At 62.1% G+C, this 12,233-nt stretch carries 9 protein-coding genes and 2 pseudogenes; 10 read left to right on the plus strand and 1 reads right to left on the minus strand.

Annotated elements, in window-relative coordinates; genetic code table 11:
- Positions 1–90 precede the first annotated feature (90 nt).
- The 7 genes and pseudogenes from SIK97_RS08880 (at position 91) to SIK97_RS08910 (ending at position 7,126) form a co-directional block, all read left to right on the plus strand.
- Positions 91–984, plus strand: a pseudogene (locus tag SIK97_RS08880) (LysR family transcriptional regulator).
- 145 nt (positions 985–1,129) lie between these two features.
- Positions 1,130–2,234, plus strand: a pseudogene (locus SIK97_RS08885) (LLM class flavin-dependent oxidoreductase).
- A gap of 34 nt (positions 2,235–2,268) precedes the next feature.
- The gene (locus tag SIK97_RS08890) at positions 2,269–3,357 is read left to right on the plus strand and encodes an acyl-CoA dehydrogenase family protein (RefSeq protein ID WP_057174160.1); all 1,089 of its coding nucleotides are present in this window, start codon (positions 2,269–2,271) and stop codon (positions 3,355–3,357) included.
- 11 nt (positions 3,358–3,368) lie between these two features.
- Complete coding sequence (locus tag SIK97_RS08895; protein WP_025108190.1) at positions 3,369–4,343, plus strand: ABC transporter substrate-binding protein; 975 nt, start codon at positions 3,369–3,371, stop codon at positions 4,341–4,343.
- Positions 4,340–5,368, plus strand: a complete 1,029-nt coding sequence (locus SIK97_RS08900; protein WP_086544272.1) for an ABC transporter substrate-binding protein — start codon at positions 4,340–4,342, stop codon at positions 5,366–5,368. The genes SIK97_RS08895 and SIK97_RS08900 overlap by 4 nt, the downstream gene beginning before the upstream one ends.
- A complete protein-coding gene (locus SIK97_RS08905) occupies positions 5,349–6,344 on the plus strand; it encodes an ABC transporter permease (RefSeq protein ID WP_049084301.1) in 996 nt (331 codons plus the stop codon). The genes SIK97_RS08900 and SIK97_RS08905 overlap by 20 nt, the downstream gene beginning before the upstream one ends.
- Entirely contained in the window at positions 6,338–7,126 is a 789-nt protein-coding gene (locus SIK97_RS08910; RefSeq protein ID WP_014838728.1) for an ABC transporter ATP-binding protein, read from the plus strand. Before SIK97_RS08905 ends, SIK97_RS08910 begins: the two co-directional genes overlap by 7 nt.
- A 132-nt stretch (positions 7,127–7,258) precedes the next feature.
- On the opposite strand, the gene SIK97_RS08915 is transcribed toward SIK97_RS08910, so the two are convergent.
- On the minus strand, positions 7,259–9,331 hold the full coding sequence (locus tag SIK97_RS08915) for a TonB-dependent siderophore receptor (protein WP_100248307.1): 2,073 nt from the start codon (positions 9,329–9,331) through the stop codon (positions 7,259–7,261).
- 506 nt (positions 9,332–9,837) lie between these two features.
- On the opposite strand from SIK97_RS08915, the gene SIK97_RS08920 reads away from it, so the two are divergent.
- The 3 genes from SIK97_RS08920 to SIK97_RS08930 all read left to right on the plus strand — a co-directional run.
- Positions 9,838–10,659 (plus strand): ABC transporter ATP-binding protein, encoded by an 822-nt coding sequence (locus SIK97_RS08920; RefSeq protein WP_057174155.1) that lies wholly within the window; start codon positions 9,838–9,840, stop codon positions 10,657–10,659.
- A complete protein-coding gene (locus SIK97_RS08925) occupies positions 10,656–11,681 on the plus strand; it encodes a FecCD family ABC transporter permease (protein ID WP_025108187.1) in 1,026 nt (341 codons plus the stop codon). Before SIK97_RS08920 ends, SIK97_RS08925 begins: the two co-directional genes overlap by 4 nt.
- Positions 11,678–12,233, plus strand: a 556-nt coding sequence (locus tag SIK97_RS08930; RefSeq protein WP_319610930.1) for an iron chelate uptake ABC transporter family permease subunit, incomplete at its 3' end; no start/stop codon positions are given. The genes SIK97_RS08925 and SIK97_RS08930, both read left to right, overlap by 4 nt.

Consider the following 12,233-nt stretch of genomic DNA (forward strand, 5'->3'; position numbering starts at 1 on the left):
GGGACTGGTCTTTACGCTAGCAAAGGCGTTAATATAATTAAAATGCAATTTCCGCATATATTAATATGCAAAAATCACATTAAGGACGCTATGCGCATCGACGACATTGACGCACTGCTGGCCACCGTGCAGTTCTCCTCGCTTAACCAGGCCGCGGAATATCTCGGTATTACCCAATCGGCGATTACCCGTCGTCTGCAGCGTCTTGAGCAAACCCTCAACGTAACGCTGCTGGAGCGTCAGACCCGGCCGCTCACCCTGACCGCCGCCGGGCACCGGGTTTACGAGCAGTGCCTGAGCATCAAGCGGGAGACCAAAAAGCTGTACGGCCTGCTCGACCCCGAGGCCGAGCCGCACGGTATCCTGCGTCTCGGGGTCCCGCAGAGCGTGGCGGAAATTGCCCTGCAGCCGGCGCTGACCGCGCTGCGCCAGCAGTTTCCCGCCCTGTGACCGCAGGTGACCTGCGGCTGGAGCGGGCTGCTGCAAAAGCGCCTTGAAAGCGTCGAGCTGGACGGCGTGCTGGCGATGGGGCCGGAACAGCAACGCTTTGCTGAGGGCTACGGCGGGCGCCTGCTGTGCCCGCTGGATATTGTGGTGATTGCGGCTAAAAGCTGGCGTCTTCACGCCGGGGCGCTGCGCGACTGCGCGGAAAAAGGCTGGGTGCTCAATCCCGACGGCTGCGGCCTGCGGGCCGGGCTGATCCGCGAGCTGCAGTCCCAGGGGCTGCGTCTGGCGCTGAATGTCGAGACCGCGGGCGCCCAGCTGCAAATCAGCCTCGTGGCGCAGGGGCTGGGGCTTGGCCTGGTGCCGCGCGCCGCGCTGGCCGCCAGCCCGTGGCGCGATGAGGTGACGGTATTGACGCTGGCGGATTTCCAGCCCGAGGTGCATCTGTGGCTGGTTCACGCGCAGAATCTGGCTAATCTGAGCCAGCCGCTGACTTTTTTCGCCGGCAAAGTCGTTCAGCAGCTAAACGTATCTGGCTGAAACGTATATATAATTTTTATAAATGCTTATCTCGCATATTAAGATATGATAAAAATGCATTTTGTTCATTAAGAGCCCGTGTATAGGGTAATGAAAACGCGCCGCCGCGGCGGCCCACTCATTATCCTGCTACAAGGAGTTCTGCATGAGCATTCAATTTCTCGGCATGATCGGCCACCGCCTGTCGTCGGAAACCATCGCCCCGGTCGGCCCGATTTTTGACCGCGATTACATCGTGCGTTTCGCGCAAACCCACGAGGCCGCCGGGTTTGACCGCCTGCTGGTGGGCCACTGGTCCGATCAACCCGACGGATTCCTGGTGACCGCGCTGGCGGGCCTGTCGACGCAAAAGATCGGCTTCCTGTTGGCTCATCGTCCCGGTTTTGTCTCGCCGACCCTCGCCGCGCGTAAGTTCGCTACCCTTGAACACCTGCTGGGCGGCCGTCTGGCGGTACATATCATCAGCGGCGGCAATGACGCCGAGCAGCGCCGCGACGGTGATTACCTCGATCACGACCAGCGCTATGCGCGTACCGATGCCTTCCTTGAGACCGTCCGCAAGGTGTGGACCGCCGAACAGCCGGTGGATATCGCCAATGACTTTTATCAGGCGGAACAGGCGTGGTCGGCCATTCGCCCGCTGCAAAAACCGCATATCCCTCTCTATTTCGGCGGTTCGTCGGAAGCGGCCATTGCCGTGGCCGGCAAGCACGCCAACGTCTTCGCCCTGTGGGGAGAGTCGCTGGCGCAAACCGCGGAAACCATCCAGCGCGTGCGGGCCGAGGCGGCGAAACATCAGCGCGAAATCGACTTCAGCGTCTCGTTCCGGCCGATTATCGCCGCGACCGAAGCCGAGGCCTGGGAGAAAGCCGAGCATATCCTGCACGTCGCCACCGAGCGGGCGGCGCAGAGCGGAGGCGGTTTCAAAGCCAAGCCCGACAGCGTCGGGGCGCAGCGTCTGCGGGCGACGGCGGCGCAGGGCAAGGTGGTGGATAAACGCCTGTGGACCGGGATCGCGCAGCTGGTAGGCGGCGGCCACAACTCCACCGCGCTGGTGGGCACCCCGGAACAGGTCGCCGACGCGCTGCTCGATTACTACGACCTCGGCGTGCGCAACTTCCTGATCCGCGGGTTCGATCCGCTCAACGATGCTCAGGAGTACGGTAAAGCGCTGCTGCCGATCGCCCGCGAAAAAGCCGCCCTGCGCGCCGTGGCGGAGCGCGCCTCGTGATCGGTCAGACAAGCGATGACTGGGCGCGGCGGTTGAGGGAGGTTCGCCAGCTGATGGCGGAGCAGGCGGCCAGTCTCGACGCCAGCGGCGACTTTCCCCGCGACAATATCGACCGTCTGCGCCAGCGCGGTTTTTTAAGCCTCGCCGTGCCGCAGCAGTACGGCGGGGCAGGTGCCGGCTTAGCCGAGCTTCAGCAGGCCATTGCGGCCATCGCCTGGGGCGAACCGGCGACGGCGCTGATCGTCTGCATGCAGTACCTGCACCATCTGCGGCTGGCGGAAAACGAGAACTGGTCCGAGCCGCTGCGCCAGCGGGTTTTTCACGATGCCGTCGAGCGGGGAGGCTTGATCAACAGCCTGCGCGTGGAGCCGGAACTGGGCTCCCCGGCGCGCGGCGGCCTGCCGCAAACCGTGGCGACCCGCCGCGCGGAAGGGTGGCAGATTAACGGCCATAAAATCTATACCACCGGTATTGAGGGGCTGAGCTGGCTGGCCATCTGGGGCCGCAGCGACGACGCTCCGCCGCTGGTCGGCACCTGGCTGGTGCCCCGCGACAGTGAGGGCATTACCGTGGTGAACAGCTGGGATCACGCCGGAATGCGGGCAACCGGCAGCCACGAAGTGGTGCTGAACAACGTCCGGGTGGCCGCAGAGCACGCGGTGGACGTGTGGCCTGCCGATGCGCCTCCCGTGCCGGATGCGGAACAGTTTCGTCTGTTTGCCAACCGCCATACGGCGCTGCTGGCGGCGATTTACGACAGCATCGCGCGGGCGGCCCGCGACTGGCTGGTAACGTGGCTGGGTACGCGTATTCCGGGCAGCCTTGGGCAACCCCTTTCCAGCCTGCCGCGGGTGCAGGAAAAAGTCGGCCAGATTGACGGCTGGCTACTGGTCAATCGCACTCTGCTGGAAAAGGCCGCGCAGCTGGGCTTTTCCGCCATTGAGGCGAATCTCGCGAAAGTCACGATTACCGACAACGCCATTCAGGCGGTGAACCTGGCGCTGGAGCTGACCGGCAACCATGGCCTGAGTCGGCAAAATCCTCTGGAACGCCACTATCGCAACGTGCTGTGCGGGCGGGTACATACCCCGCAGAGCGACAGCGCGTGGCTGGCGGCCGGCAAACACGCTTTTCAAAAATAAGGATAATTCATATGCGCAGACTTAATGTTACCGGTTTAGCCGGGGTGGTTATGCTGCTGGCCCTGAGCGGCTATGCGGCGGCTCAGGAGCGAATCACCCTGCGAATCGCCGATCAAAAAGGCGGCATGCGTTCGCAGCTGGAGGCAGCCAACGCCCTGCAGGATCTCCCTTACGAGATTAAATGGGCCGAGTTTCCGGCCGCCGCGCCGCTGGCGGAAGCGCTTAACGCCGGGGCGGTGGATGCGGGAATCATCGGCGATGCGCCGCTGCTGTTCGCGCTGGCTAACGGCGCGCCGGTTAAAGCCATCGCCGTCGATAAAAGCAACCCGGCCGGCACCGCGGTGCTGGTCTCGCCCGGCAGCGCGTTGAAAAGCGCCGCGGATTTAAAAGGCAAACGCATCGCTACCGGTAAAGGGTCGATTGGCCACTTTGTGGCGCTGAAAGCACTGGAGCAGGCGGGAATTTCGCCGAAAGAGGTGCAGTGGGTATTTCTCGGTCCGGTGGACGCCAAAGTGGCGCTGCTCAACGGTTCGGTGGACGCCTGGGCGACCTGGGAGCCCTATACCACGCAGCTGGTGAAGACCGCCGAGGGGCAGATTCTGGTCAGCGGCAAAGGGCTGCTGCCGGGTAACACTTTCCTGGCGGCAACCGATGATGCCCTTAAGGATCCGCAGAAGCGTGCGGCGCTGCAGGATTACCTAAATCGCCTGGCCGGCGCCGAGCGCTGGGCCTACGCCAATCTCGATAGCTACGGTAAAACGCTGGGGGAAATTATTCGTTTCCCGGCGGATATCGCCCGCGCGCAGTTTGCCAATCGCCAGTCGCAGTGGCTGCGTCTGGACGCGAAGACGGTCGCTCAGCAGCAGTCGACGGCGGACTTTTACCTCGCCAACGGGCTGATCCGCGCAAAGCTGGACGTGACGCCGACGTTTGATAACGGCTTTAGCGTGCCTGCCGCGCAGGCCCATGCGGAGGTGTCGCCATGATGACATCTCGCCGTCGTTTCTTACGCTTGACCGGCAGCCTTGCGCTGGCCGGGGCCTCTCTGCCCCTTTGGGCTCACGATATGGCGGCCATGGCGAGCGGTGAGGAACACCCGGCCCTGCGCCTGGCGCAGCCGTACAAAATCAAGCTGGCGATTAACAAAAGCGCGGTGTGCCTGGCGCCGGTTGCCGTCGCGGAGCAGCAGAAGATCTTCAGTAAATACAATCTCGACGTGGAGTTCGTTAACTTCGGCAACTCGACGGACGTGCTGCTGGAGGCGATTGCCACCGGCAAGGCCGACGCCGGCGTCGGGATGGCGCTGCGCTGGCTGAAGGCGCTGGAGCAGGGCTTCGACGTGAAGCTCACCGCCGGAACCCACGGCGGTTGCCTGAACCTGCTGACGGCGAAAAACTCGCCGTTCGGCGGCCTGGAGAGCCTGAAGGGGCAAACCATCGGCGTCACCGATATGGCCGGGCCGGATAAAAACTTCTTCGCCATCTTGCTTAAGCGCCACGGCATCGATCCGATAAGCGATGTGCAGTGGAAAGTCTATCCGGCAGATTTACTCAGCGTGGCGCTGGATAAACGCGAAATTGCCGCCATCAGCGGCAGCGAACCTTTCAGCTATCGTCTGCTGGACACCGGTAAATATCAGCTTATCGCCAGCAATATGACCGGCGATTATGCCAACCTGAGCTGCTGCGTACTGGGGGTCAGCGGTAGCCTGGCGCGCGATCATAAACCGGCCGCCGCCGCGCTCACCCAGGCGATTCTTGAGGCGCACAGCTATGCCGCCGCGCATCCGGAGAGCGTGGCGCAATCCTTCCTCGCCCATGCGCTGAATACCAATGAGGCGGAGGTCAGCGGCATTCTCCACGGCCAGGGGCACGGCCATCATGCGGTGGGCGAGGCGTTTGTCAAAGAGCTGACCCAGTACGCCGTGGATCTTCAGCGGGTGCAGGTCATTAAACCGGGAACCGATCCCCATCAGTTTGCGGAGAGCATTTATGTCAACGTTTTCGCCTGAACGGGTGCTGACGCGCCCGGTAAGCGGCAGGCCGCTGTGGAAGGAAGGCTGGCTTGCCGCCGCGCTATGGCTGCTGGGCGGCCTGTTTACCCTGGCCTGGCCCGATGCCGGGCGGCGCTGGCCGTTTAGCGAAGGGTGGGCGCTGGCGCAGTTCACCCTTGGCGGCGGACTGTTGCTGCTGGCGCTGAGCTACCGCTACTGGCGGCAGCGGGGGACTCGCCTGCAGCATGCCGGAAAGTGGCTGGCGCTGCTGCCGCTGCTTTTTGCGCTGTGGGAGGGACTGACGGCCAAGACGGCGTTTTTGCCGGTGCCGTTTTTCGCGCCGCCGCAGGCGCTGATTGAGGTGCTGCACGATGACTGGCCGCGCCTGCTTGATAGCCTTCTGCATTCGCTGGGGCTGCTCGGGCTCGGGGTGCTGCTGGGCACCAGCTGCGGTTTTATCAGCGGGCTGGCGATCGGCTGGTCCCAGCGGATCGGCTACTGGGTGCATCCGGTGTTGCGTCTGCTGGGGCCGGTGCCGTCCACCGCGCTGCTGCCGCTGTGCCTGTTTATCTTCCCCTCCAGCTTCGGCGCCAGCGTGTTTCTGATCGCGCTCAGCACCTGGTTCCCGGTGACCGTGCTGACCTGGTCCGGGGTTATCGGCATCGATAAGGCGTGGTATGACGTGGCGCGAACCCTGGGCGCCAGCCAGCGTTTCCTGATCCTGCGCGTGGCGATCCCCGCCGCGTTGCCGAACGTTTTTGTCGGCCTGTTTATGGGGCTTGGCGCATCGTTTTCGGTGCTGATCGTCGCCGAAATGGTCGGCGTGAAATCCGGTATCGGTTTTTATCTCCAGTGGGCGCAGGGCTGGGCGGCCTATCCCAATATGTACGCGGCGCTGCTGGTGATGGCGCTGCTCTGCTCCGGCCTGATTAGCGGGCTGTTTATGGTCCGCGACCGGCTGCTGAGCTGGCAGCGGGGAGGGATGCAATGGTAACTGCGAACGCCACTTCTCAGGCGGCATCGACCGGCGCGGCGGTGTCGATAAGTCATCTGCATCACGCTTTTAGCCTTGGCAAACAGACGGTGCCGGTGCTGGAGAATATCAGCCTGCAGCTGCGGCCCGGAGAGAGCGTCGCGCTGCTCGGTCCTTCGGGCTGCGGTAAATCCACTTTGCTGCGGCTGCTGGCGGGACTGGAGCCGCAGCAGGCCGGGCAAATTCAGATTGATGAGGCGGCGATGGGCGGACCGGGGCCCGAAAGGATACTGGTGTTTCAGGATCCGACCCTTTATCCGTGGCTGACGGTGCGGCAAAATGTGCTGCTGGGACCGCAGGCGCAGGGGAAAAAGGGGCTTGAGCCAAAGGCCGATGCGCTGATTTCGCGAATGGGGCTGCAGGCGTTTAGCGAAGCGTGGCCGCGCCAGCTTTCCGGCGGGATGGCGCAGCGTGCGGCGCTGGCGCGGGCGCTGCTGAATGAGCCGCGTCTGCTGCTGCTCGACGAGCCGCTGGGCAAGCTGGATTCCCTTACCCGCATCAGCATGCAGCGGGAGCTGATCGCCCTGTGGCAACAGCAGGGCTATACCAGCCTGCTGGTTACCCACGACATCGAAGAGGCGCTGCTGCTGTGCGATCGGGTGTTAATCATGTCGCCGCGACCGGGGCGGATTATCGCCGAGTTTGCGCTTCCGCTGACGTATCCTCGCCATCGCGACAATCCGCTGCTGCTGCAGCATCGGCAGGATATTTTGCGCATTCTTGGCCAGGGTGAGGACTGGTAAGGCAAGGCGTTATCCGGGGCGTGCTGATTCTGACCGTTTGGCGGAGATTCCCGGGGGCCGCGCCGCCCCCGGGCTACAGTGTGCTAGCCCGGAGAAGGCGCCGCACGCCGCGATCCGGGACAGGGATGAGGCTTAAAAATCCATCTTCACCGTAAACTGTACTTCCCGCGGATCGCCGATCTGGTTGCCGAGGTTATTGGTGCCGATGGAGGAGGTGTAATAGGTCTTATCGAACAGGTTCTTCACGTTAACCTGCAGGGTCACCGGATATTGCAGCTTCATCTTATAGGCCGCAAACACATCCGCCACCGCATAGCCCTGCAGATAATAATCCGCACCGTTGGTGCCGGAACGTTTGCTCACCGCGCGACCGCCGCCGCCCACCGTCAGCGTATTGCTGTCGTAGACATTGTGAATGTCGTAGCTCAGGAACAGCGAACCGGTGTGTTTCGGCACGTTCGGCAGCGGTTTGCCTTTGTAATCCGGATCGTCGGTGACCTTCGCATCGGTATAGCCGTAGCTGGCGATAACGCTCAGGTTATCGGTCAGCGACCCGGCCACGTCCACTTCGACGCCGCGGGAGCGCACTTTACCGGCGGTTTTTGCCACCGTCTCATCGCCCACGGATTCCGTGTAGAGGACGTTGCGCTTATCAATATCAAACAGCGCGATATTGGCGGTGACGCCGTTGAACAGATCGAACTTCGCGCCCAGCTCGTAAGACGTCGACTCTTCCGGCGGCAGATTGCCAATATAGCTGGCGATAGAGGACTGCGGCATAAACGACTGCGCCACGTTACCGAACAGCGAGACGGACGGCGTCAGCTTATACACCAGGCCCGCTTTCGGCGTCCATTTCTGGTCGCTGCTGTCGGTATTGACGTTAAACGGGCGGCCCTTGCCGGCGTACTGGGTGTAATACTGATAGCGCACCCCGGCGACGGCAATCCACTTATCGGTAAGATAGAGCGCGTCCTGGAGGTAGCCCGCGTAGCTCTCCTGCTGAATACGCTGGTCGCTGTCGGATGCCGAAACGCTGGAGCATTTGCCAACAGTGCCGTAGACCGGATTATAGATATTGAAACCCTTGACGTTCTTACAGCGGATCATATCGGTGCGCAGCAGATCGTAATTCTCGTAGGCCAGGCCGGTGAGGATCTCGTTGTAGAAACCGCCAATGACCACGTTGCCCTGTAAATCCGCCCGCGTAGTGTGCATTTTCTGGGTGGAACCGTGGGTGGCATCGACGCGGCGGGTCAGGTTGCCGGTCGCCGAGTCGTAGGCCATTACCCTGGCCTGATCGTCGTTGTAATGATCCTGGCTGTAGCTGTAGTCGAAGCGGGCGGTCCAGGCGTCGCTGAGACGGTATTCGGCATTCAGCTGCGCGAGATCGGAATAACCGTCGGTAATATTAAACGGTTCATCAAAACGCGTTTTGCGATCGACGTTCACCGCATGGCCGGTGTTCAGATCGAAGATGGTGCCGCGATCGAATGGGGTACTGTAGTCACGGTGCGAATATGAGACGTTCACCGTCGCCCGCTCGCCGAACCAGGTCAGGGAGGGGTTAATAAAGCTGCTCTTCTCTTTGCCGAAATTACGCCAGTAATCTTCATGCTGATATTCGCCAATTACCCGATACGCCAGCTGAGTCCCGTCGATGGGGCCGGTGACGTCAAACTGGCCGGTACCGCCGCCAAAGCTGGTGGAGGTGGCGGAGACGGAGCCGCCGAAGCTGCGCTCCGGGCGTTTGGTCACCACGTTGATTAATCCGCCGGGGTCGAGAATACCGTACAGCGTTGAGGCCGGGCCTTTGAGCACTTCGACGCGTTCGGTGGCGGCGGTGAAGCTGCGCGGCAGCACGGTGCGCAGGCCGTTGGTCATGATTGAACCATCGCGGTTAGCGCCGAAGCCGCGGCGGGTGAAGGCGTCCTGGGTCCCGCCGAGGGTATTGGTTTGTACCACGTTGGCGACGTTATACAGCGCTTCGTCGAGGTTCGTCGCATGCTGATCCTCGAGCACCTGCTCGCTGACGGTATTGACCACCTGCGGAATATCCAGCATCGGCATGGTAGTCAGCGTGGCGGTCGAGGTATTGACCGGCTGATATCCCTGGGTAGCGCGTTGCCGAGTGCCGTCGGCCACGACCGTTATGGTCTCGTCAGCGGTTTTCTTTGTTTTATCGGCGCTATTAACCGCTGCCAATAATCCCGGTGAGGTGAAAAAAATCAGTGAAAAAAGCGCACGCCCTTTTAATGCCGAATAAGGGACATTGAGTGGAATCATTTTTGTGTCTCGTGAACGAACCTCGCCTTTGCGGAGAGGTAAAGCCAATAAAATCATTGCCCTGAAAAATAAACCTGGCTGTTTTTTACGCCGCAACGTGCGCCAGATATGTAATTGAGAATCATTCAATCATGAAGGCATGTAGTAGTAAACGTTATGTAAGATAAAAAACTGACGAAACAAATAATCAATCGATTAGCGAGGAATGGGCTGGGTGAAAATTTCATACATTATTGTTTTAATTGATTATTAAAGTCGTTTTATGTTGTGCAGGTTTTGGTAGTAAACCCGCGCGGCCGGCGCCGTCATAGGGTATTGACTACTACATTCATCCACCGCATGATCAAAAGAGAATGAGATTTATTTTTGTTTGAGTGCGGAACGAGCGGGCCTGGCGCCACGCCGTTGCGGCGCAGGAGCGAGTTATGCCACAGCGGGTGTTGCCTGCAGAGCAGGGGATCGTCCTTGATTCCCTGTCGGCCGGATATGGCCAGACGCTAATTGTCGACAATATTCATCTGACCATCCCCCACGGGAAAATGACGGTACTGGCCGGCGCCAACGGCTCGGGGAAATCGACGCTGCTGTCGACTATCGCCCGGATGCTCAAGCCGCTGGGGGGCTGCGTACGCCTGGACGGCGAGGTGATTCATCAGCTGCCGACCCGGGAGGTTTCCCGTCGGCTGGGCATTCTGCCGCAATCGCCGCTGACCCCGGAAGGGCTGACGGTTTTTGAACTGGTTTCGCGCGGGCGCTACCCCTGGCAGGGGATGATGCGACAATGGTCCGAGGCCGATGAACGGGCGGTAGAAGAGGCGCTGCGGCTCACCGGTACCGCAGAGTTTGCCCACCTGACGGTTGATAGCCTCTCCGGCGGCCAGCGCCAGCGCTGCTGGATCGCGATGGCTCTCGCCCAGCAAACGGCGACGATTCTGCTGGATGAGCCCACCACCTGGCTCGATCTGCGCTATCAGGTCGACATCCTTGAACTGCTGCAAACCTTAACCCGCGATCACGGCCGCACGGTGGTCACCGTCCTGCACGACCTGAACTTCGCGGTGAACTACGCCGACCTGCTGGTGTTTCTTAAAAAAGGCGCGATCGCCGGGGTGATTAATGAACAGGAAATCTGCACGCCGGAGCTGATCAAAACCGTTTTTGACGTGGACGTGCAGATGTCGCTCAACCCGCAGACCGGTAAGCCCTTTTTTATGCCGTTCCGCGCCCGTGAGGAGAAAGCGTTATGAGCGCCTCCGCGCTGCTGCTGCCGCGCCGACAATCCCGCCCCCGGCTGGCGCTGGTACTGCTGAGCCTGCTGCTGCTGGGCGGCTCGCTGGTACATCTCGGACTTGGCGCGCGCTGGATTGCGCCGCAAACGGTGCTGCAGGCGCTGCTCCATTACGATCCGCGCAATTTTGACCACCGAATTATTGTCGATTTACGCCTGGTACGTCTCGCGGCGGCGCTGCTCACCGGCGCGGCGCTCGGCGTGGCGGGGCTGCTGCTGCAAACCGTGATCCGCAACCCGCTGGGCGAGCCGCATATTCTCGGCCTTAACGCCGGCGCTTCGCTGGCGGTAGTGGCGACATCGGCGCTGGGAATCAGCCTCGGCGGCGTGGCGTTAGCCAGACCGCTCACCGCCGCCTGCGGCGCGGCGCTGCTGTTTGGCGGCGTGATGCTGCTGTCGTCGTCCGGGCGCGGCGGCGTTACGCCGCTGCGCATTACCCTGTGCGGGGTGGCGCTGTCGGCCTTTGCCTCGGCGGTCACCGCGGCGATTCTGATCCTCGATGAACAAACGTTGCTGGCGATGCGCACCTGGCTGGCGGGCGATCTTGCCGGGCTGAACTGGCAAACGCTGCGCGCTGCGCTGCTCCCGGCGCTGGCGGGAGTGACGATCGCGCTGGTCATCGCGCCGCGTCTTAACGTGCTGGCGCTGGGCGATAAGGTCGCGCTGGGGCTGGGGGTAAAGATTGTTCAGACCCGCCTGCTGGGGCTGACCGCCATTGCGCTATTGTGCGGCTCGGCGGTGGCGGTGGCCGGGCCGATCGGCTTTGTCGGGCTGGTGGTCCCCCACGCGGTGCGCCGGCTGATTAGCGAAGATATTCGCCTGGCGCTACCGCTGGCCGCTCCGGTTGGCGCTCTGGTGCTACTGCTGGCGGATATCGCCGCTCGTACCCTGGTTGCGCCCCAGGAGCTGGCAACCGGCGCGATGACCGCGCTGGTGGGGGCGCCGGTATTTATTTTTATCGCCGCGAGGTTTTTTAAATGAAAAGCGCCGTCCGTCGCGCCGGCTTTCGGCCGCTGACCTGCGGCCGCTGGCACATTCTGCTGCGCCCTGCGGCGGTAAAAATCGCCGCTGTCGCGCTGCTCGTCATCCTGCTGCTGGCGCTGTTTGGCCTGACCCGCGGCAGCTTCCCGATGCCCTCCGGTACCCTGTTCCGTGCGCTGCTGGGGGCGGACATCGTGGACGAACAGCAGCGATTTATCCTCTTTGATATCCGCCTGCCGCGGCTGTTTATGGCGCTGCTGTGCGGGGCGATGCTCGGTCTGGCCGGCGCGGCGATGCAGAGCATTACCCGCAACGGTCTGGCGGATCCCGGGCTTATCGGGGTGAAGGAGGGGGCCAGTATTGTCGTTCTGGCGCTGGTGCTGTTCTTCCCGGCGGTGGGCCTGGTCTGGCGGCCGCTGGCGGGAATGCTCGGCGGCGTGCTGGTGGCGCTGCTGGTTCTGGCGCTGGCCCGCGACTGTTCGCGCCCGCGCTTTATTCTCATCGGCATCGGCGTGTCGTGGACGCTGGCGGGGGGGGGGGGGGGGGTTTTTT

Origin of the sequence: Klebsiella sp. JN_Kp126, assembly GCF_033843325.1 — a bacterium.
In the GTDB taxonomy this organism is placed as follows: Bacteria; Pseudomonadota; Gammaproteobacteria; order Enterobacterales; family Enterobacteriaceae; genus Klebsiella; species Klebsiella michiganensis.